Source organism: Aureliella helgolandensis, from assembly GCF_007752135.1.
Taxonomy (GTDB): Bacteria; Planctomycetota; Planctomycetia; order Pirellulales; family Pirellulaceae; genus Aureliella; species Aureliella helgolandensis.
Map to the genome: position 1 here is coordinate 836,163 of NZ_CP036298.1, position 21,870 is coordinate 858,032.

Consider the following 21,870-nt stretch of genomic DNA (forward strand, 5'->3'; position numbering starts at 1 on the left):
ATGAATCCTCTTCAACTCCCATTACTGACGCTGCGGTCGCGATGTGCATTTCACGGCTGCGTACTGTGGTGCATGGTGATTGGCGGATTTCTATTGCCGGCTTGCGATCGCACCGACCAAGTCGTTCAAAGTTCGAGAGCCACCGGCGAAGTTCCGACGGGACAGCTGATTTCAACTTCCCAATCGCCCCGTGCGGCGTTGGAAGCCTGCATCGCGGCCTACGAAAATCTAACTCAATACCAAGACGCTGGATTCGTGCGGTTGCTGTATCGATTGGATGGACAGCCCGTCGAAGATCGCGCACCGCTTTCGGTTGCTTGGAAGAACACCGGTCAGCTTGGGTTTAGTGTGTACTCTTTGAAAGCCGGCCCCAGCGGTTCCCGCTGGCGTCTGCGTTTTGGAGACGAGCAGACGGCCCAAGATGAGCAGATCTTGAGCCGTGCTCTACCGCGTCAAGTGACGCTGTCTTGGTTGTTGGATGACCCGCTGGTCAGCGATCGGCTTTCCGCAGGCTTGGCCGGGTTTCCTCCGCAATTGGATCTGTTGCTCGGAACGGAACCGCTCGCAAGCCTCGTGGATGACTCGGCACAACTCATCCTCCGAACTCCACAGGTTGTCGACGGGCGGCCCTGCCAAGTGCTGAGTATCCAACGCGGTAAGGTTGAGTATGTGATGTGGATCGATCAGGACTCACACCTCTTGCGGCGACTGCGAATTCCCAATGAGAATCTTGCGCCAGCGATGCTAGCCGATCAACGCGTCTCGGAAATACAATTGACCATTGAGTTGCCCGATATTCGTACTTCAGGCGATATTGATTGGGCGAACTTCACTCCGGAAATCAACGCACGGGACCGACTCGTAACTCATTTTGTCCCCCGGCCTCCTGCCATCGATACGACGCTCCTCGATCGCGAGCTTCCGCCTTTCACGATGCAGAATGAAGAGGGACAGGTGGTGGTGCAGTCGTCCACCATGAATCGAGATCGCAAAATTCTGGTGATGACTTGGTTGGCTGATCATCCCGCTTGCCGCGTCGCTGCGTCACAATTGAGTGTCATCGCACAGCAGTTGCGGTCGAGTGCACCTGAGGTTGCAGAGCGAATTCAATTCGTCTGTATCTGGGCTGCACCCACTCCACCGGCCGGCCTGACCTTTCCTGAGCTGCGCAAGTCTTGGGACATGCCAGGGATTTTTGCAGTGGATCGCAAGGCGATGGGACGCGATTTGTTTCGAGTCAACGAAGCACCGACACTGGTTGTCCTGGATGCCAACAATCGCTTGCAATTGCGAGAATTGCGAACCAACCCGGTCCTGGATCAACTACTACCTCGGCTTTTAGCCCAGATCGTCAGCGGAGAAAATATTGCACAGGCCGTTGTGCAACGCGCCCACGCAGAGCAGCTCCGCTATGCCGTCGAATTGCAATTGGCATCGGCCAGCGACAACCCGCGAGTCAACGACTCCATCCCCGAGAGCTACCAGCCTGCGCAGGTTCACCTCGCGGAAGTTAGTCAACAGGATTCCACGTCGGAATCGACGGCTACGACCGTGGATGCCAATCAGATGGTGTGGCAACTCCATGGCGATGGTCGCCTCGAACGGCAGTCGATTGTAGGGGACGCCGCAACATCCTTCACGACTCCCTGGAAAACAGTTGCTGGAGCGATGCCTCGCATCCAAGTCTCTCAAGATACTCGGTATATCGCGCTGGCTGAGCGAGATACGAATCACCTTGAAATCTTCGATTCGCAATCCGAGCAAAACCGAAAAATCGAATTGCCATTGAACTCCACGATCGTCGATCTTCGCTGGCTCGCGATGCATGGGACCCGCTCTCCACGCTTGGCGGTTGTGACCAGAGATGCGAAAACGATCCTCTTGGATCCCAAGAACCGTGAGCAGTTGAGTGGGGACAGCGCAGTGAAACCTGCGGCGATCATTTCACATGCCTCAGCGGATTCGCTGGTTGAAGGCTACGTCGTGTTGGAAAACGGCAAGGTCGAACCGCTTCAGCTCTCCCGAGATTCCACGGAGTCGGCTCCCGCTTTGCCGGGACGTCCCATCGCACATACACGCACTTCCGCACCACCGATGAACGGTACCGCGGGAGCAGCAGCCGTTCAGGCAGAGCTGGATTTTTTGCCGGCGGCGGGGCCTTGGCTCCCCGCTCGGGATGTCCGTTCCGGATCGGTATTGGCCCGAGGCTGGCTTGCGGCAGAGGAGCCAGCCCTGTTTTTGTTGGACCAATCTCTCACGCCTCGCTGGCACTATCGCATGCCGATTATCGACACTTCGAACGCCTGGCCAATGATTGCCGAGGGACTCGATCCGGCTTCAGGGCAAACGGTATGGGGCATTGTCGAAGACCAACGCACCGTCCATCTACTGCGAGCGGATGGGATCGGCCGAGATCACTTTCGTGTGTCTGAGCCCATCACGGGCATCGCCATCGTGCCCAGCGGAGACCGTCTGATTCTACGGATCGTGCACCGGTCTAAGGCCATCAACTATTCAATGAGTTGGTAGTGTCCTAGGCTGCGTTCCATCATGGCCGCGGCGTCTGTTCGGCATCTTCCTCACTGGACGTGGTGTCGTTGCCCAAGGCAAACACGTAGAGGATGCTCGGATTGCTCGGTACAAAATCATTGTCTGAGCAGACGAGCAGAGTGCGCCGGCCATCCTGCAGTCGTGGTCCGAACGCCAGGCCTTCGATCTTTTCCGGCATCTCGTCACCAGCCAAGCCGAAGGTGGGATCGAGCATGTCGATGTAGACCTGCTTAGCGACCGGCAGAATTGCAGCTGGTAATTCGTGGGAGGGCAACCGTTCGATCTTGGAAACATCCGTGGCTGTGGACGTATCGATCAGCATGATGTGCTTGACCTTGGCGTCAGCCCCTGCCTTCCCATCGCGTTCAATGGTCAAGAATCGATGTTCGTCGAGTGCCAGGATTTCATTCAGCTTGTTGGACTCCAGATCGAGTTGATACACGAATTGGCGTCCCAGTGTTCCGTCGCTGGCGTGAATTTCAAGCATGCGACAGTTCACTCCTTCAAACCAGCCCGTTTCGGTGCGATGGCTGTCTTGCATGAGTGGACGTTGGAGCAGGCTTACCAAAGTACCTTGGGGCGTGATCGCGAGGCCTTCCAAGCCGTTGTTGTTGAGGCGACCGGTGGGATTCATGGCCCCCTCCTCGTCTCGATCGGCGGATGGATATTGGATTCGCCAGTCAGTCGGCACGGCGAACCGGCGCAGCTCGCGGCCTGTGGGAGAGAATTCAATTAAGTCGGGGCCGTATTCATCGGAGACTACCCAGTTCTCTCCAAGTCTGCGAATACCCTCTGCGTCGAAGCGACCCGCCAAGTGCTGCGTGGGCTCAAAACCTGCGGCTAATCCCGTGAACTGCCGCCTTTGTGGGTCGGTGAATAATCGCGTGCCTACTAGGGTGAGCGTTACCGGATCCTTGGCTCCCTCCTGAATGTGCAATTGGAATTCGTGGAATCGGCAACGGTAGTCGACGGCGCCGTCTAGCGGGCCGCGGTCGCTCAGGAGTACGCATTGGTGGTCACCCCAATATTCAACAGCTGAGAATCCTCCCAATAGATTGTGGGGCACTCCCTCTGCCAGCGGATTGGAAGCCTTGGAAAGGTCCAGGGCTTGGCCCGAAATGCTTGCTTTCCCGATCAACTCGACGGCACACTGCGCAACGGCTGCCTGAGGTGGAATTGCGAGCAAAATGCTGCAGACTCCCCATGCTAGCGAGGCGACTTTGAAGCGTTTGGGGGGCTGGGTGAACATGGGTTGTTGGGATCCGAGATAAGGTAGAATTGACGTTCTTGCGTACGAAGAGCCGTGTTGCCGGAGAGCCTCTTGCTGTGCAGGGTATTGTCTTGATCGGCAAGCACCCTGCTGTTTAGTTTCGGCGAAGGTTTCGTGAAGATTGCTCAGCCTGGGTCCGTCAGTAACGTGATTTTGTCAATGAAGGTTTAGTTTGCAGTATGCCGAGTTTTCCCAACTATATCGAGCTGCACTGCAAATCCAATTTCTCGTTTCTGGAAGGGGCTTCGCATGCAGACGAACTCATGGAGCGGGCGGCAGAACTCGGCTACGCGGGGCTTGCGATTACCGACCGCAATTCACTCGCAGGAATCGTCCGAGCACATGCCGCAGCCAAGGATGCCAACCTCCCGCTGATTGTTGGAGCGGAGTTGCATCCGGTAGATGGTCCGCCGGTGGTTGTCTGGCCAAGCGACATTGCGGCCTACAAGCGTTTGTGCCGCATTATTACGCGAGGTCGCTTGCGGCGTGAGAAGGGTGCATGCGAAATTAGCTGGACGGATATTGTCGAGCTGGGCGAGGGTTTGCTGGCCGGACTCCTGCTCCGGCAACCGGTCGTCGACGAATTGCCTCCGGCCGACATGCAATACTTCTCGGATGATGAGGTGTTGCCCTGGGAGAAGTCTGGTCCCCTGCCCTCTCCGGCTCCCGTGCCCGCCGGTGGTCTCCAGGCTGCCTCGCATGCCGCCGACCTCTTAGGCGATATCGACTCTGCAGAGGAGATCGGTTTTGCTCTCCCGGCGGTCGATTTCGATGTGCGTGAGGATGCGGGCTGGTTAGCCTGGCTCAACTGGTTCCGCCAACATTTCGGGGATCGGGGGTACCTCTGCGTGGCGCTCCACCGTGGAGTTGATGATCAAGAGCTGGTGCGCCGCATGCGCAGGCTGAGTGAGTCCTCCCAAGTGCCGCTGGTGGCAACAGGGGATGTTTTCTATCACACGAGCGAACGTTCACTATTGCACGATTGTTTGCTGGCGACGCGTTTTGCGACGACGATCGATCGCGTCTCCACGCAACGCTCTAGCAATTCGTTGCATCACCTGCGGCCAACGACTGAGATTGCGCGGATGTTTCAAAGCATCCCTGAGGCGTTGGAGCGAACGCGCGAGATTGCCAACCGAATTGATTTCAGTTTAGAGCAGTTGCGCTACCAGTACCCAACCGAGCTGGCCCCCAACGGCATGCCTCCCATCGACTATCTCAAAAGGTTGACTTGGGAGGGAGCAAAGCAGCGGTATCCCGCGGGCGTACCTGAAAAGATTATCGATCTATTGCGTCACGAAATGCGGTTGATTGAAGAATTGCGGTACGAAGCCTATTTCCTAACAGTCTGGGATTTAGTCCGCTTTGCTCGCAGCCGGGACATACTTTGCCAGGGACGCGGATCGGCTGCCAATAGTGTGGTTTGCTATTGCCTGGGCGTAACCTCGGTGGACCCCAACCAACTCGATCTGCTCTTCGAGCGGTTCTTAAGTCGCGAACGTAACGAAGCACCTGATATCGATATTGATTTTGAACATCAGCGACGTGAAGAGGTGCTGCAATATATTTATGAGAAGTATGGACGGCACCGCGCAGGCATGACGGCCACTGTTATTCGCTACCGTACGAAATCGACGATTCGTGATGTGGGCAGAGCCCTGGGGATCTCACTGGATCAGATTGATACGCTGAGCAAATTGGTGGATGCCCGGCTGAGTGAAGGGACGCTAGCCGATCGAGCGCGCGAAAGCGGGCTGCTGCCCGATTCGGAGATTGGGAAACGCTTTCTGTATTTGGTGGAGAATCTTCACGGATTCCCACGCCACCTTTCGCAGCATGTGGGTGGAATGGTCATGACCCAAGACTGGCTATGCGAACTATGTCCACTGGAGAATGCCTCCATGGAGGGTAGGACCGTCATTGAATGGGACAAGGATGACCTGGACGAGCTGGGGATCTTGAAAGTCGACTGCCTCTCGCTGGGAATGTTGAGTGCGATTCATCGAGCGTTTGACTTGTTGGAGAAATACTACGCGCGTCCCATGACATTGGCGACGGTTCCAGAGCAGGATGATGATGTTTACGCAATGATTTGCCGCGCCGATACCATTGGCGTGTTTCAGATCGAAAGCCGTGCGCAGATGAGTATGCTCCCGCGACTCCGGCCCGCTTGCTTCTACGATCTGGTGATCGAAGTGGCCATCGTCCGACCGGGGCCGATTCAGGGCGACATGGTCCATCCCTACCTCAAGGCCCGCCGTTCCGGAATACAGCCGGAGTACCCCACGGAGGAGATTCGCCAGGTTTTAGCGAAAACGATGGGGGTGCCGATATTCCAAGAGCAGGCGATGCGGCTAGCCGTGGTCGCGGCAGGTTTTACACCGGGGGAGGCCGACCAATTGCGAAGAGCCATGGCGGCATGGCGGCGACCGGGGTTGATCGAGCAATTCCATACCAAGCTGTTGGAAGGGATGAAGGCTCGTGGGCTGTCCCTAGAATTTGCTGAGCGAGTCTATTCCCAGCTCAAAGGGTTTGGCGAATATGGTTTCCCTGAGTCGCATGCAGCCAGCTTTGCACTGCTGGTCTATGTATCTTGCTGGTTGAAGCATCACTATCCTGCCGTGTTTTGCGTAGCGGTCCTCAATAGTCAACCGATGGGCTTCTACGCGCCTGCACAGCTCGTCCGGGATGCACGCGAGCATGGAGTCACGGTCGTTGGCGTGGACGTGAATGCCAGCAACTGGGAGTGTACGCTTGAGCCGTTGCCGAACGGGGAGTCTCGTGAATTCCAAATTCGACTAGGGCTCTGCATGATTCGTGGGCTTGCCCAGCAAGTCGGGCAGCAAGTCGTTCAAGCCAGGCAGACGGGGGCATTTCTTGACTTGGCGGATTTCGCGCGACGGACTCGACTGGGGCGCGCCGCCGTTACTAGCTTGGCCGAAGCGGGGGGCCTGAGTACCTTGACCGGAAATCGTCGCGCCGCGTACTGGCAATCGTTGGCGCAAGAGAAATCGCCTCGCGAACTAAGCCTCTTCGAAGCCACCGGCGCAGATATCGATGACTCGATTCCCGATTCCCTGCTGGAGATGCAAGAGATTGAAGAGGTCTACGCCGACTACGAAACCACCGGTCTGTCGCTGCGAGCTCATCCCGTCTCCTTTGTGCGTGAACAGTTATCCCGGTTGCAGGTCACAACAGCGGCAGGGATGAAAGCAGTCGAAGATGGAGAGGCTATTCGCGTAGCAGGCCTAGTACTCATGCGGCAGCGTCCTAGTACCGCAAAGGGAATCACCTTCGTGACGCTCGAAGATGAAACCGGTTCAATGAACCTCGTGCTTCGTCAAGCGATTTGGGAAAGACACTATAAAATCGCCCGTCGCTCCAATGCTTGGCTGGTAAACGGTATATTGGAGAACCGTGAAGGGATCGTGCATGTTGTCGTGGGCCGCATCGACGACCTTTCCCAGCAGGTCTCCGGACTCGCTCTCCGAAGCCGCGATTTTCATTGAGTCGCTTCAGATTCCTCTGAGGCATCGAGTCCTAGGAGAATGCAATGGCTAGCAAGATTGAGTTCGATCGTCGCGCTTTCATGGCACGTGTCGGGATCTGTGGGATTGGAGCCTCGGGGCTAGGCAGCTTTGGGACTCTACCACTTCTGACTGCCGCCGAATTGGAGCTCGACCCTCTGCAGGTGCGCGCTGGCAGCGGAGTTGACCATTTGGTCACCCTGTTGGAAACGACCGACCGTGACGATTTGTTGGAAGTGGTAGCGCAGCGGATCCGAGCTGGGACGACCTATCGGGAACTACTGGCCGCGCTGCTTCTGGCCGGAGTGCGCAACGTTCAACCTCGACCATCGGTCGGATTCAAATTCCACTCGGTGCTGGTGGTGCACTCGGCGCACCTCGCGGCGGTAGGCTCTCCCATTGAAGACCGTTGGTTGCCCTTGTTTTGGGCCATCGACTACTTCAAATCGACCCAGCTCGAAGAGGCTTCGAAGACCGGTTGGCAACAGGCTCCAGTCGATGAAAGTCGGGTGCCACGCCCCAGTCAAGCCAAATCGGCTCTGATCGCTGCACTCGATAATTGGGATGTGGAAGCCGCCGATGTGGCGACGGTTGGGATGGTGCGGAGTGCCGGGGCCAATGCCATGTTCGAATTGCTGTGCCGCTATGGAGCTCGCGATTTCCGTTCCATTGGGCATAAGGCAATCTATGTCGCCAACGGATTTCGTACGCTCCAGTGCATCGGTTGGCAGTATGCAGAACCGGTCATGCGTTCCTTGGTATTTGCATTGTTGAACCACAACGGCGAACCGAATCCAGCGAATAGCGATTTAACGCCAGACCGGGATTGGCGCATTAATCTCGAACGAGAAACAACGCTCGGCGCCGCTTGGCAGGATGGCGCTCGCGAACCGGTGGCCACGCGGGAATTGGTGGAAGCGCTGCGAACAGCTAGTAGCGAAGCCGCGTCAGAGCTAGCGGTCGAGATGCTGAATCGAGGCGTAGCCCCTCAGTCGCTCTGGGATGGCATTTTGCTGGCATCCGGCGAGCTGTTGATGCAGCAGCCGGGCATCATAGGACTGCATTCTGTAACCACGGCCAATGCCATGCACTATGCCTACCGGCATGCTGCGGACGACCAGACCCGTCGTTTGTTATTACTGCAGAATTGTGCATTCTTGCCGCATTTCCGCGCGTCCGCCGGTGGGCGTGGAGAGCTCGGAACCGATTCGATCTTTAACATCGAGGTGCCGGACGATTTGAACCCGAATTCGGTAGAGCAGCTAGAAGAGATCTTTGCTGCCGTCAGCAGTCATCGAAAAGTTGCGGCTGCAAAGGTGCTGGGGTGGCTTCAGGGGGGCGGTGTGGCAGAAGATTTTGTCTCGGTGGCTCGCCGGATGACCTTTACCAAGGGACGCGATGCCCATGATTATAAATTCAGTTCTGCAGTGCTGGAGGATTACGCGGCCGTCTCGCCCGAGTATCGAAGTTTGTTTTTAGCACTGAGTGTGTTCAATTTGCGAGGTAGTGGAGATCGCGATAACCAGCTTATCGAGCGCGCCCAAACGGCATTGTCGTAGTCTCACCATCTAAGGAATCGAGATGCGCGAATACCCGTTTCCGATGGACCGCATAAGCGACTTTACCGCTTGGACCCTGCCGCTACACGGACTACTGCTGCTGTTAGCCCTGGCGCCGTTTGCACTGCTGTTTTTCCAATCACGCCGTTTGGCGAGTACCAGGGATGGCTGCCTATTGCTGGCCACCATGTTCCTGGCGCCCATTCTGCTGGTTCCAACTGCGTTTGCGATCGGTTCGCCGCAAGCGCCGTTCATCTTCGGCTACTTGGCATTCTTGGAACTCGCGTGCACCGTTACGTTGGTGGTGACCGTTTATCGGCTAACGAGGCAGAAGCAGGCGGTTCCAGTTTTCTACGTGCTGGGAACGCTGGTGGTTTTCGCATTGCTCATCGGCCTGATGCTGCCCGCGGTCCCCTCTGCTCGAGAAGCAGCCAGACGCATTAGCTGCAGCAACAATCTAAAACAGCTTGGGCTAGCAATGTGGAGTTACGAGGACGTGTACAAGGCGTTTCCGGCTGGAGCAGCGCCCACCGAAGCGGGGCATGCGATCAGCTGGCGTATTCAGTTGCTACCGTACCTGGAACAAGTCGACCTCTATGACAGCTATGATCCAGCTTCGGCCTGGGACTCGGAGCAGAACCTCACTTTAGCGGAGAGGCCGTTGTCTCCGTACAGTTGCCCCTCAAATCCGATTGCGGCAAACACCGCGGGGCATTTTTATGCTAGCTATGCCAGAATTTATGGACCGAATACGGTGATGCGGCCTAGTGAGTCAACGCGGGCGTCAGACCTGACGGCCGGTACCGCCAACACGCTTGGAATCGTCGAGGCCTGCGGCGCCTCAATTGTCTGGACCGAACCTCGCGACATGCAAATGTCGGATCGCACGCTAGGGATCAACCTTCCAGGAGACGCCCCCCATACGTCGCGAGCTATTATTTCGGCCTACCATACCGGTGGTGCCCAAGCGAATTTCATGGACGGAAGTATTCATTTCCTTTCGGAGAGGATCGACCCCCAAGTCTTGAAAGCGTTGGTGGAAGGAAGGGGTGATTCCGTATTCCAAGATCAATGAGCGGTTCGATACGGACAGGTTTTCAGCGTAGGGAGTGTACTATGGGAAACCCATCCCGTAGCTACGCTCGCGACGGTAGCTACGCTCGCCAGAGCGTGGGACACTAGCGTGTAGCAGGAAAACCACCGTCTGGCGACGGTAGCTACGGAGCTGGGCAGGAAAACCACCGTCTGGCGACGGTAGCTACGTGTGTTTTGAAGCGGCAGTTGCCTTCGTTTCAGGGTTGCGCATAGAACTTCGTACGGTAGCATCTAGGTGGGAACGGAGACTCTGGAAACTTGAATCGGGATTTGCTCAATGCGAAACATACTGGTGAACCTAGTCGGATGGTTGCTATGCTCGGTGTGTGCTGTTACCGCTGGACAGGATAATTCGGTCGAAGAGGAGGTGGCGGCAAGCCTACCCAATTTGAAAATACCAACTTTAGGTGGCAAGCAATTCTGGACCGATTACCAGTGGCGGCAGGGCTGGCGCGTGCAGCAAAATGCCCTGACCGGGCATTGGCGGCTGTTGGATTTCCAGAATTTTCGCCATGCCTGGGGGAGTCGTGAAGCATGCGATGCCGCCCTCAACGAAAAGGTCCCTACCAAGGAGATCGAGAGCCAGCATCTCGTCCTCTTATTGCATGGACTTTCGCGCTCAGCTAGTTCGATGGCCGCTATCGGGGAAGCGATCGAACGCGAAACGGATATGCAAGTCGCCTACTTTGAATACGCGAGCACACGTGCCTCTATTGCAGAGCATGCGGCAGCGCTCCGGGAAGTGGTAGCGGGACTCCCTGGAGGACTCAAGCTATCGTTCATTGGGCATAGTATGGGGAATATCATTGTTCGGCACGCCATCGGTGATTGGCAAGCAGACCAGGATCAAGCCACGCTGCGGCGCCTAAATAGCGTCGTTATGCTTGGGCCTCCCAATCAGGGGGCTTCCATCGCCCGGCAGCTATCGCGGACGGGGTTGTTTGGTTTCGTGACTGGCAGAGGAGGCATGGAGCTGGGGCCTAACTGGGAGAAGTTGGCAGAGAAGCTAGCGACTCCCCCCTGCCCTTTTGGGATCGTAGCGGGGCGGCTCCCCGATCAATGGCAGCTCAACCCGCTGGTCGATGGCGAAGGCGACTTTGTCGTTAGCGTGGAAGAGACACGGCTTGCCGGTGCAGCAGACGAATTGGAGGTTCCGCGGTTGCATTCGTTCCTCATGGATGACGAAACCGTTCAAGAAGCCACGATTCTGTTTTTGCAAACGGGCCACTTTCCCCACCCAGCTCCGTAGCTACCGTCGCCAGACGGTGGTTTCCCCCTGCACGCTGGCTTCCCACGCTCTGGCGAGCGTAGCTACGGGGCGGTGGTTTTCCCACCTGAGGTCTAGGGGCGAGGTTTCTTAGAGGAGCGAGACTTCTTGGGTTGTGCTTTCGGATCCTGTTCGCTGCTAGGAAGCCCTTGGGAGGCCGCTTCGGCGGGAGCTTCCGTAGTCGCAGCAGCATCCTCCGCAGGCACTTCCTCTGGCGAACTCTCTGTGGCGTGGGGAGCGGAAGTTGCGGGAGGCGTAGGGACGCCATTTGCGGGACGCGTTCGACGCTGGCCCTCCGGTGTTTCTGGAGCCAGGACAAAATAGAACACTGGCGTTAGGAAGATTCCGAAGAACGTCACCCCTAGCATGCCCGAGAATACTGCCACGCCAAGGGTGGTACGCATCTCGGCACCGGCTCCCTGAGCCAGTGCCAATGGAACGACGCCAAGGATAAACGCAAGCGATGTCATGATGATGGGACGCAAACGCAAGCGGCAGGCCTCAATCGTTGCGTCGAACTTTGTCATTCCTGCCGTTTGTTGTTCTTTGGCAAATTCCACGATGAGAATTGCGTTCTTGCTAGCTAGTCCTACGAGAACGACGAAGCCGATTTGCACAAAGATATTGATATCCATGCCGGCATAAGCCACTCCGATCACCGAGCACAATAGGCACATCGGGACGACGAGAATCACAGCAAAGGGAAGTCGCAAGCTCTCGTACTGGGCTGCCAGGACCAGGAAGACCAAAACTACGGCCAAGCCGAAGACTACCAACGCGGTATTGCCGGCGCGAATTTGCAGGAAGGTTAACTCGGTCCATTCGCTATCGAATCCAAATGGCATATTCTCAGCCAGCACCCCTTCGACGGCCTTGATGGAGTCACCGGAGCTCACCCCTGGCATCGCCATCCCGTTGATGGCTGTTGCCGAAAATCCGTTGTACCGCATGACTGCGGCCGGCCCAGTCGTATCCTCGACGGTTGCCAGGGCTCCCAGCGGGATCATCTGCCCAGCATTGTTCCGTACGTAGAGCTGCGAGACCTGGTCGGCAGTCAAGCGAAACTCAGGATCGGCCTGCAGGTTGACTTGCCACGTTCGTCCGAAAGCATTGAAATCATTGACATAGTACCCACCAAGATACGTTTGCAGGGCAGTGAAGACCTGGCTGAGTGGCACGTTCATGGTTTTGCATTTTTCGCGATCGACATCGACGAACATCTGAGGAGTGTTCGCGCGAAAACCGCTTTGCATCCCCAAAATGACAGGTTCTTGGGAGCCGAGTTGCGACAATGCGTTGGTGGTTTTTTCAAGCTCGGTGAGTCCCAATTGCCCGACGTCGCGGATAATGATTTTGAAGCCACCTCCGCTGCCAAGACCGTCGACCGGAGGAGGTCCGAAAACGGAAACTCTGGCATCGAGGATCTCTGCTGCAACGGATTGTCGGAACTTATTGGCAATCGAATCTGAATAGAGTGCATCTGACTCTCGATCATGAAACGGATCAAGAATCACGAAGATGGATGCGAAATTTGAGCCCACCGCGTTCTGCACGAACGATTGGCCGATAATCCCCAGCGAATGATCGACTCCCGCGAATGCTTCGGTGGCTAGCGCCTCGTGGGCTGCATCATCCTGACCATGTTCTGAGGAGGACTTCGTCAGTGACTTGGCTAGATAGCGACTGTCTCCACTCCGCTCGCCCAGTAGGATTTTGTTCAACTTTTCAACGACGGCTGAGGTTCGCTCCAGTGAGGCGGAGTCGGGGAGTTGGATATCGACCAGTAAGTACCCCTTGTCCTGTGCTGGCACGAAGCCGGTAGGGACGCTGGTCATGGCTTTAAACGTACCCCACAGCAGCCCCGCGTAGACGAGCAATACAATCAGGGAAAGCCGAATGAGCCAGCCAGCAACCTGTGCGTAGAGGCCGGACACCGCACCGAAAAACTGGTTAAATAGTTTGAAAAACCAGCCGAAAACAAAGTGGAGTACGACCGACAAGGGATCGCGCTGATCGGCCTTGGGACGCAGCAGTACGGCGCTCAATGCGGGACTCAAGGTGAGTGAATTCAAGGCACTGAAGAAGGTGGACACTGCGATGGTGGCCGCAAATTGTGCGAAGAACTGACCGGTAATGCCCGTAATGAATAAGCAGGGGATGAACACGCACATCAGTACGAGCGAAATTGCGATAATGGGCGTCGTGACTTCTCGCATCGCCTCCTCGGCCGCCTCGACCGGTCCAAGTCCATGCTCTAATTTGTGCTCGATGGCTTCGACCACCACGATGGCGTCATCCACGACGATCCCAATCGCCAGCACTAAACCGAACAAAGAGAGATTGTTGAGGCTAAAGCCGATGCCGGCCATTACGGCAAAGGTGCCGATGATCGCCACCGGTACGGCCAGCAACGGAATGATCGCGGCTCGCCACGACTGGAGGAAAATGAGCACCACGATTGCTACGAGAATGATTGCATCACGCAGAGCGTTAAAGACCTCGTGAATCGATTCTCCGATGAACGGGGTCGTGTCGTAGCTGATGGAGTACTCAACATCTTGCGGGAAGACCTCTTTGAGTTCCTCCATTTTTGCGCGAACCGCATTGGCTGTATCCAAGGCGTTGGAGCCCGGCAGCTGGTAGATCATTAGACCAGCAGAGGGAATGCCATCGAGTACGCATTGGGTGTCCTGAAAGGCAGCTCCGAAATCGATTCCACCAAAGGTATCACCCGACTCCGAGGTGCGTTGTTCCGTCACGACATCGTAGAGTTTGACAATTTGGCCGTTGCTGCCTGTTTTGATGACGATGTCTGAGAACTCTTCGGCCGTCTCGAGTCGTCCGAGCGTTTTCAGCGTGTATTGGAAGTCTTCGCCATTGGGGACAGGTGGGCGGCCTAGAGATCCTGCAGCCACTTGGACATTCTGCTCTTGGAGAGCGGCGATGACGTCTCCAGCGGTTAATTCGAGAGCCGCCATCCGATTGGGATCCAGCCAGACGCGCATGCTGTAATCGCGTTGGCCGATGATATTGATGTTGCCGACACCAAGGATTCGGGCCAGTTCATCCTTAATGCGAATGGTGGCAAAATTACTTAAGTAGAGCTGGTCTCGGGATTGTTCGGGCGAGAACAGGTTGATGGCCAGCAGCGCGCTGGGAGAGCTCTTAACGACCGAAACACCGATGCTCTTCACTTCGGCGGGCAAAGTGGGCGTGGCCAAATTCACGCGGTTTTGAACCATCACCTGCGCCATGTCGAGATTGGTTCCCACATCGAACGTGACGGTTAGCGAGTACCCGCCATCGTTGGTGGACTGGCTCGACATGTACAACATGTTCTCGACGCCGGTCACTTGCTGTTCAATCGGGGCGGCGACGGTCTCCGCCACCACCTCGCTGCTAGCCCCCGGATATTTGGCGGTCACCAACACCGAAGGAGGCGTGATTTCGGGATACTGAGCGATCGGCAGTGTCCAAACGAAGATCGAACCTGCCAGTACGATGAGTACCGAAATGACACAGGCGAAGATGGGACGCTTAATGAAGAATAAGGAGATCACGTGTGGGTGCTTTGTTGTTTGTTCAAAGTAGATGGGAGTGCCAATCCCAAGTCACAGGCAACTTCATTCGCTCTTCAGTGGTTGCGGATCCACCTTCACGCCAGGGCGGATCAGCTGCAGGCCAGCGACTACAACCGACTCGTTGGCTTCGATTCCCGACTTCACCACTCGCATCCGATCTTTTCGATCGCCGAGTTTGACCGTGCGACTCTCGACGACGTTTTCTTTGTTAACGACGAAGACAAACTTGGTTGCTTGGTCGGTACCAATGGCGGTATCGGGAACGAGCACTGCGTTGTATTGGCCCGATACGGGGACGCGCAGACGCACGAACATACCTGCCGTGAGTAGGCCTGACTCATTGGGGAAGAGCCCGCGAATTTGAGAAGTCCCGGTTTGCTGATTGACTTGGATTTCAGCGTATTCAAGGATACCGGCGTGCGGGAATCCCACCTCGTCTTGCAATTGAAGATCACACTGAATCTTGAGCTCTTCGAGTTTGTCAGCTTCTTTAAACGCGTCGCCTGCAACTTCTCTTTGACGACGCATAAACCGGAGCCGGACATTTTCGTCAACGTTTGCTACCGCTTTAATTGGTCGATCGCTGACCACTTCGGTCAGGACCGTTCCGCCACCGAGGCCACCATGCACGTAATTGCCAACGTCGAGCAGGGCGCGATCCACGCGCCCGGTGATGGGGGAAGTGATTTGGGTGTAGTCGACATCTAGCTTTGTCCGAGCTGCGTCGGCTTGAGCCGCCGCTAAGGAGGCTCGAGCTTCAGCAACTGCGGCTTGATTCTGCTCGAACTCTTCCTGTGAAATAGCATCCGTCTCAACCAATTTCTGGGATCTCGCAAATGTTTTCTCGGTTACTCCGACCTTTGATTCCCAAACATTGACCTGAGCGATCGACTGATTGTAAATCGCCTGATACTCATCAGGTTCGATCGAGAACAGCAGGTCACCAGCGTTGACCAGTTGCCCATCTTCGAAATGCGTCTTGAGCAAGAAGCCGGAGACGCGAGCCTGAATCTGCACGCTCTGGTCGGCAACGGTTCGACCGACCAATTCGATATTGTCGACAACCTTTTCCTCCACCGCTGAAAAAACGGTGACTTTCTGCGGCGGTTTTTCCTTGCGTGCTTGCGCATCGTTGCCCTCGCGGGTCGCACAGCCCACGGCTAGCAGCGTCGCGATGCAAAGTAAAAAACGAGGGGTCGTCATTGGATTCACCTTATTGGTCTTCAGGCTGAGATCACGCCGTTTCAGAGAGTTATACGCACTCACTGAGCGAGCCAGGAACACTTTGGCACCGAGCTCACCTTCTGCTCAGCATCGGTTGTCTTGCGCAGGACAGTCTGGTGGGCCCCGCGGTGCGCCGCGTGGGACTGTCGGCGACCGAAGTATACTACACTTTGAACGAGCTGCGGCTTGCTACCAACGCAAAAACGCGTCGATTAGAAATCGACGCGTTGATGAAGTTTTTGATGGCCGCTCGGGGCTCCACTGCAGCTTGCAGAGTACTCGATCGCTAGCCGCCCGTGACAAACTGAGGCACTTGCCGCTGGCGAACTCGCTTATCCGATCGCTCTAAAACACGTCCAGGATGAAATGGTGCCCGGAGTGGTAGCGACGCGAACTCGGGTAGTAGTTGTGCCACTGCTTGTTGTAGACGGGGATCTGCATCTCTTGAGGGTAGCGGTGGTACATATCATCGCTACTGCGGTAGTATTCGCTTCCCTTGAAGTTCTGGGGATAGAATACATAGGGATAATGGAGAAATCGCGAGCTGTCGCGACTGTTGCTGTTGGCTCCCCAGGTTTGTCCGTAGGCCATGGCATGTGGGGGTTGCATGTACCCAGCTCCAGCACTCGCAGCTGCGTAGTTCTGACCGTAAGAGGCCAGTTCTACGCTTTGGCCACTCTGGCCGGAATTGGCAGTTTGAGCTGAGGCGGTTGCTCCCAGGGCACAAACACCAGCCAGTGCTAGCGAAACAGTTACTTTACGGAACATTTTTATTACCCTCACGGCAAACGGTCGTCACATTTAATGAGTTAGGATCGTGCGGTAAGATAGTTTGGCGGAGGAGGCAATCGAGTACCTTCCATCGCTAAGCTGTCATCGCAGGCCTTAAACGAGAGCCGCGTGCCTTTGCTCCAACAGCCCCGTGGTACTCCAGATCGGCAATCGGCAAAGGACGAGTTGAAGGAATATTCGCTGCATCCAGCATTACGCATCGAACACCACAATGCGCAAACTTTACGGCCTATTCCGGCATTTTGCCGAGGGCAATTTCCTCTTCCCATTGGTCCATCAGCGGCCAGTCGATCGCGCATGTTCCAAAATCGGCCATATGCAGGTAGGACTGAAGCCGAGCGATGGTCTTATCGAGCATCGCGTCGTCTTTGCGGAAAATAGGACCGTGGCTCGGTAGGAGCCACTTTACATCGGAGTTCCGGATGCGTTGCAGCGAACGGATGAATGCGGGAATGTCACTGCCATGATGGGCGTCGATAGCCCCTACGCAGCCGTCGCGGTAGATATTGTCACCGCTAAACAGAAGCTCCCCCATGCGAAATGCCAGCTGGCTATCTGCATGGCCGGGGGTAGACCAAACCTCCAATTGGATTTTTCCCACTTCGATGATCGAGCCTTCATCGATGATGTGTTCGGTCTCGACAATCGGCATTTCCAAGTGGATGTTCTGGGCTTCGATCTCCGCAAAAGTTCGCAAGGTGTCCCCGGTGGAAAGCAGCTTCGCCGCTTTGGGATGCGCGCTCACCGTCGTTTTCAACAGCTGTTTGGCGAGTGCTAGCCCCTGTCCGTGGTCCACATCGGCATGGGTGGCGATCAAGGTTTTGCATTTGGAGAGTGGGAAGTCAAGCTCGCGCACCAACTCAACGATTTCCTCCACGGATTCTTCATAGCCAATGTCGATCAATACCCATTCTTCACCATCATGAACCAAGTAAACATTACAGCCGATAACGTGTCCGGCTTGGAAATTCAGTTCAATGACGTTCGGGAAGATTGCCTTGCGCTCAAGCATGAACTCGGTTCTACCTTACAGATCTCGTAAAATCGGGGGCCTCTTTTCTTCCCGCGTTTTTAAGCCTGGAAGGGCGTCGATGCAACATGCTGCTGGACGCCAGAGATGGGACGGATTGTAGGGCTATTGAGTCGGATTGACAAACCGTGACAATCTAAACCCAAGCTATCCGTTGACGGTGAGGCTGGCGGCAAAGAATAGTCGCTTTCCTGCCCATCCCACAAAACTCGGATTTGCAGCGGAAAATCCAAGGGAAGGGGAGGATCCGCCGCTGGTCGACTGCCCAGCACCGTCGCCGCCACGCAAAGGCTTGTTGATGGAGCCAGGCCTCATTGTTGTTCATGGGCCTCGTGAAAACACTGGTTGTTCCTGCGCAGCATTAGCGTGGCCGCCCTTTTTACGAGGCACTGGAAACCCATCAGGCCAGCGGGGGGCGGCCACCGCTCAATCGACCAGCCGATTGCCTTGAGTTGCCCAAACTCCTTCCTTCCCAAATCCTTTCACTCTGGATGAAGCGAACTAACTATGCATCCCGATGCTCAGCCCGATACCAACGCCGCGCGCGTACCCCCCGCTTCAGCCCCAGGCAATCCTCAGGCGCGAGGCATCCGCCGTCAATTGTTGCTGTCTTGGATCCTGATGTTCGCCTTGGCCAGCATGCTGCTTTGGCCGAGCATGAAGTACTGGTTGGGGATAGGGGTGCGGGGAGAGCCTCGCACGGTAACCCCTCGAGGCGCCTTGGCCGATTTTGAGCAGGCAACGGTCCGTATTTTTCGCCAATCCAGTCCGTCGGTCGTGTTTATTACCACCAGCAGCCAATATGCCAACCGCTGGACACGACGGATTCAGGAGGTGGAATCGGGGACGGGGAGTGGTTTTGTCTGGGACAAAAGTGGCCATATCGTGACGAATTTTCACGTTATTGAAGGCGCTTCGGCCGCCCGGGTCATCTTCTCGGACCAATCGACCTACACGGCAGACCTCGTCGGTGCTTCTCCTGACAATGACTTGGCAGTCTTGCGCATTAAAGCCCCTGAGAGCTTGTTGCACCCGGTTCTGATCGGTGAAAGCAACAGCTTAGAAGTTGGGCAGAGCGTGTTTGCCATTGGCAACCCCTTCGGCCTCCAGCAAACATTGACAACCGGCATCGTGTCGGCCAAGAGTCGGTCGATCCAATCCCCATCGCGCCGCGTGATCGAGGATGTGATCCAGATCGATGCTGCCATCAATCCTGGGAATTCAGGTGGCCCGTTGCTGGATAGCGCAGGCCGTCTGATCGGTGTGAATACTGCCATTTACAGCCCTTCAGGCACTTCGACCGGCGTCGGATTCTCAATTCCAGTGGACGCAGTCAATCGAGTGATTCCTCAGATCATCCAATTTGGCCAGTACGCGCCACCCCGGATTGGATTCAAGATCAATGATGAGCTGAGTCGCGCTCTGACGCGTCAGTTTGGCATTGAAGGGGTGATCGTTACCACGGTCGATCCCCAGGGGCCCGCTGGCCTCGCGGGGCTGCAACCTACGCAACTCTTAGCGGATGGTCGTGCCCGCTTGGGCGACATCGTGCTGGAAGTGGATGGGCGTACGGTGCGTTCCGAAGACGATTTGCAGAACATTCTCCAACGCCATACCGCTGGTGAACGCATCGAGGTCGTCATCCTGCGCAACGACGCAAGGGTGACCCTGGAACTGCAATTGAAGTGATTAAAGGGGCGAAAGCTTGGATGATGCTGTGACTGGCAAGCACCAACGATGGGTGGAGTGAGTGATGTGCACGGCCCGGGGGGCCAGGCTACGGTGGGGTGGCAGTGATGTGCACGGCCCGGGGGGGCCAGGCTACGGTGGAGTGGCAGTGATAAGCTCGGTTCGAGGGGGCTGGGCTACGATGGGGTGGGAGTGGCTAATGCGGCCCGGGGGCTACGCCACGTTGGGGCTCTGTTATCCGCTTACGTCACTCGATTGGTCCTTCACTCGAATCGTCCTTTCCAACGCGGCTCGAAAGAATCTCTGAAAATCGATCTTTACGCCATTCGGGGATGTCTGCACAATACGCACCGATCAGTCGACACCGGTGGTACGTCGATTCCTTAAGCGTCTCAGGATGAGACATTACATTGGGGTCCTAGTTGCCTCAACCAAAAAACACAAAGCAAGGAGTGCTAAAGTGCGTGTTTGGAGCTTAATTGCAGCAACCATTCTGAGTCTCGGTACATTTTCCAGCCAAGTCATGGCGCAAGCAGAGGGAGCCGCCGGTGCAACTGCTGGTGCTGCTGCACCCAAGGTCATTGTGGCGGTAGTCGACATTGGCCACATCCTGAAGAACCATCCCACGATGAAGGGGCAGATGGAAGCGATTCAAGCTTCGATGACTGCTGCTGATGAAGAGATGGGGCAACGTCGCGATGCGATTCTGAAGGAAATGAATCAACTCCGCGAACAATACACCGAAGGTTCTCCAGAATACGAAGCTGCCGAAAAGAAGATCGCTGAAAAGGATACCGAATTTCGGCTCAGCTTGATCAAGAAGAAGAAGGAGTTTGACGAAGCTCAGGCTCAAGTCATCTACAACGTCTACACGCAGATCAATGGTCTTTTGAAAATGGCCAGCGATCACTACGGAACTCAACTTGTCATACGAGTCTCCCGCGAGAAGATGGATCCCAAGAAGCCAGAGACGATTCAGATGGTGATGGGACAAGATGTCCTGTACTACAGCCCGAATGTCGATTGGACCGAATGGGTTTTGGGACAACTGGCTCAAACGGCAAGTCGCCCTGCTGCCGCCGCGCAGCGCTAGTCGTTGTAGGCCGCAACAATAGGAGCGGCAGCCGAGCGTGTCACGAGTTCAGCAACTCGTGACCTCTCGACTCGCAACGTTGACGCCTCAATCGCTGGGGTGCCCAACTGATGCAGCAAACCACAAGCGATCCATTCTGGCTTATCCCTGAAAAGGGGTGATTTCCGTCCGGTTAGTAGCTCACAGACAGGGAAGTCATGCGAGCGTTGAATACTCAACACACAATTAATGCACCCTGCTCGATAAGCGGGCGAGGTTACTGGACCGGCAAGCCGATCACGTTGTGCTTTCTGCCCGCTGAAGCGGAGGAGGGAATTACCTTTCTGCGCAGCGACCAGCCTCACACGCAGGCGGTTCAGGCGGTCTCCGAGCACGCTGCAGGGCTTTCGATGCGCACGCAAATTGGAAGCGAGTCGCTCAAGTTCGATATGGTCGAGCACGTGATGGCTGCCCTGCATGGGATGGGCGTCGATAACGTTCGAGTCGTCGCCGACTCGGAGGAGATGCCTGGCATGGATGGCAGTAGTTTTCATCTAGCTCTGAAGCTTCAAGGTGTTGGACTGCGCCCCCAGTCCGCGACTCGCCAATACTTCCGCATCAATACTCCACTCCGCGTTGGAGATGACCAGCGCTGGATCTTGGCTGAGCCGCTTGATGCGGACGGGTTGGAAGTGGAATACCAACTAGACTATGGACCCGACTCCCCGATCGGCCAAGCCTCTTTTCGCACTCGACTTACCCCTGAAATCTTCCTCCGCGAACTCGCCCCTGCTCGCACGTTTATTACCGAAGCCGAAGCTCAGTACCTGCAGTCACAGGGGCTAGCGCCTCATGCAACGCACCAAGACCTACTGGTTTTCGGAGCACATGGTCCAATCGACAACCGCCTGCGATTCCAAGATGAATGTGCGCGACATAAGGCACTCGACTTGGTAGGTGACCTAGCGTTGGCTGGCGTCCATCTGCTAGGACGTATCACAGCTTGCAAAAGCGGCCATCAGCTCAATGCCGAAATGACGCGTTTGCTGCGTCGAAACTACCTGGAGCAACATGCGAGAGAGTCTCACTCGTCTTCCAAGCGAGTTGCAGCATGAACCACCAGTGTCGATCCCCAAGAACAACTCGTAACGTCCTACGGTTAATCCACAAGACAACAACCCTTCCCCAAACCATCATTCTTGAAAGCTGGTTTG

At 56.0% G+C, this 21,870-nt stretch carries 12 protein-coding genes and 1 pseudogene; 8 read left to right on the forward strand and 5 right to left on the reverse strand.

Translation table 11 applies throughout. The annotated features are described in order from the left end of the window. On the forward strand, positions 1 to 2,529 hold the full coding sequence (locus Q31a_RS03055) for a TlpA family protein disulfide reductase (RefSeq protein WP_145073831.1): 2,529 nt from the start codon (positions 1 to 3) through the stop codon (positions 2,527 to 2,529). Between the two features lie 19 nt (positions 2,530 to 2,548). Here Q31a_RS03055 and Q31a_RS03060 read toward each other — a convergent pair whose 3' ends face one another. Next, complete coding sequence (locus Q31a_RS03060; RefSeq protein ID WP_145073835.1) at positions 2,549 to 3,799, reverse strand: esterase-like activity of phytase family protein; 1,251 nt, start codon at positions 3,797 to 3,799, stop codon at positions 2,549 to 2,551. A gap of 200 nt (positions 3,800 to 3,999) precedes the next feature. Between Q31a_RS03060 and Q31a_RS03065 the strand changes: the two genes are divergently transcribed. From Q31a_RS03065 to Q31a_RS03080, 4 genes are all read left to right on the forward strand, one after another. Next, positions 4,000 to 7,329, forward strand: coding sequence for an error-prone DNA polymerase (locus Q31a_RS03065; RefSeq protein WP_145073838.1), 3,330 nt, complete (start codon positions 4,000 to 4,002; stop codon positions 7,327 to 7,329). A gap of 44 nt (positions 7,330 to 7,373) precedes the next feature. Further along, positions 7,374 to 8,906, forward strand: a complete 1,533-nt coding sequence (locus tag Q31a_RS03070) for a hypothetical protein (RefSeq protein WP_145073841.1) — start codon at positions 7,374 to 7,376, stop codon at positions 8,904 to 8,906. A 22-nt stretch (positions 8,907 to 8,928) separates the two neighbouring features. After that, positions 8,929 to 9,981 carry a DUF1559 domain-containing protein gene (locus tag Q31a_RS03075; RefSeq protein ID WP_145073844.1) on the forward strand — a complete coding sequence of 351 codons (1,053 nt, stop codon included), beginning with the start codon at positions 8,929 to 8,931 and terminating at the stop codon, positions 9,979 to 9,981. Between the two features lie 297 nt (positions 9,982 to 10,278). Continuing rightward, the gene (locus Q31a_RS03080) at positions 10,279 to 11,250 is read left to right on the forward strand and encodes an esterase/lipase family protein (RefSeq protein ID WP_145073847.1); all 972 of its coding nucleotides are present in this window, start codon (positions 10,279 to 10,281) and stop codon (positions 11,248 to 11,250) included. 329 nt (positions 11,251 to 11,579) lie between these two features. On the opposite strand, the pseudogene Q31a_RS03085 reads toward Q31a_RS03080, so the two are convergent. The 4 genes and pseudogenes from Q31a_RS03085 to Q31a_RS03100 form a co-directional block, all read right to left on the reverse strand. After that, a pseudogene (locus Q31a_RS03085) lies at positions 11,580 to 14,828 on the reverse strand (efflux RND transporter permease subunit); the annotation flags it as partial. Positions 14,829 to 14,891: 63 nt separating this feature from the next. Further along, positions 14,892 to 16,052: an efflux RND transporter periplasmic adaptor subunit gene (locus Q31a_RS03090; protein ID WP_145073853.1), complete on the reverse strand. Its 1,161-nt coding sequence runs from the start codon at positions 16,050 to 16,052 to the stop codon at positions 14,892 to 14,894. Between the two features lie 366 nt (positions 16,053 to 16,418). Beyond that, positions 16,419 to 16,841, reverse strand: a complete 423-nt coding sequence (locus tag Q31a_RS03095) for a calmodulin-binding protein (protein ID WP_145073856.1) — start codon at positions 16,839 to 16,841, stop codon at positions 16,419 to 16,421. 253 nt (positions 16,842 to 17,094) lie between these two features. Continuing rightward, positions 17,095 to 17,877 (reverse strand): MBL fold metallo-hydrolase, encoded by a 783-nt coding sequence (locus Q31a_RS03100; RefSeq protein ID WP_145073859.1) that lies wholly within the window; start codon positions 17,875 to 17,877, stop codon positions 17,095 to 17,097. Positions 17,878 to 18,402: 525 nt separating this feature from the next. Here Q31a_RS03100 and Q31a_RS03105 point away from each other — a divergent pair. From Q31a_RS03105 to Q31a_RS03115, 3 genes are all read left to right on the forward strand, one after another. Next, the gene (locus tag Q31a_RS03105) at positions 18,403 to 19,584 is read left to right on the forward strand and encodes a S1C family serine protease (protein WP_145073862.1); all 1,182 of its coding nucleotides are present in this window, start codon (positions 18,403 to 18,405) and stop codon (positions 19,582 to 19,584) included. A gap of 460 nt (positions 19,585 to 20,044) precedes the next feature. Next, positions 20,045 to 20,677 carry an OmpH family outer membrane protein gene (locus Q31a_RS03110; RefSeq protein ID WP_197356112.1) on the forward strand — a complete coding sequence of 211 codons (633 nt, stop codon included), beginning with the start codon at positions 20,045 to 20,047 and terminating at the stop codon, positions 20,675 to 20,677. 206 nt (positions 20,678 to 20,883) lie between these two features. Next, a complete protein-coding gene (locus Q31a_RS03115; protein WP_197356114.1) occupies positions 20,884 to 21,771 on the forward strand; it encodes a UDP-3-O-acyl-N-acetylglucosamine deacetylase in 888 nt (295 codons plus the stop codon). The last annotated feature ends 99 nt before the right edge of the window (positions 21,772 to 21,870 follow it).

What these genes read in the sequence shown, in the direction of transcription:
- Q31a_RS03055 (WP_145073831.1), top strand. Translation starts at nt 1, where the DNA reads ATGAATCCTCTTCAACTCCCATTACTGACGCTGCGGTCGCGATGTGCA.
- Q31a_RS03060 (WP_145073835.1), bottom strand. Translation starts at nt 3,799, where the DNA reads ATGTTCACCCAGCCCCCCAAACGCTTCAAAGTCGCCTCGCTAGCATGG.
- Q31a_RS03065 (WP_145073838.1), top strand. Translation starts at nt 4,000, where the DNA reads ATGCCGAGTTTTCCCAACTATATCGAGCTGCACTGCAAATCCAATTTC.
- Q31a_RS03070 (WP_145073841.1), top strand. Translation starts at nt 7,374, where the DNA reads ATGGCTAGCAAGATTGAGTTCGATCGTCGCGCTTTCATGGCACGTGTC.
- Q31a_RS03075 (WP_145073844.1), top strand. Translation starts at nt 8,929, where the DNA reads ATGCGCGAATACCCGTTTCCGATGGACCGCATAAGCGACTTTACCGCT.
- Q31a_RS03080 (WP_145073847.1), top strand. Translation starts at nt 10,279, where the DNA reads ATGCGAAACATACTGGTGAACCTAGTCGGATGGTTGCTATGCTCGGTG.
- Q31a_RS03090 (WP_145073853.1), bottom strand. Translation starts at nt 16,052, where the DNA reads ATGACGACCCCTCGTTTTTTACTTTGCATCGCGACGCTGCTAGCCGTG.
- Q31a_RS03095 (WP_145073856.1), bottom strand. Translation starts at nt 16,841, where the DNA reads ATGTTCCGTAAAGTAACTGTTTCGCTAGCACTGGCTGGTGTTTGTGCC.
- Q31a_RS03100 (WP_145073859.1), bottom strand. Translation starts at nt 17,877, where the DNA reads ATGCTTGAGCGCAAGGCAATCTTCCCGAACGTCATTGAACTGAATTTC.
- Q31a_RS03105 (WP_145073862.1), top strand. Translation starts at nt 18,403, where the DNA reads ATGCATCCCGATGCTCAGCCCGATACCAACGCCGCGCGCGTACCCCCC.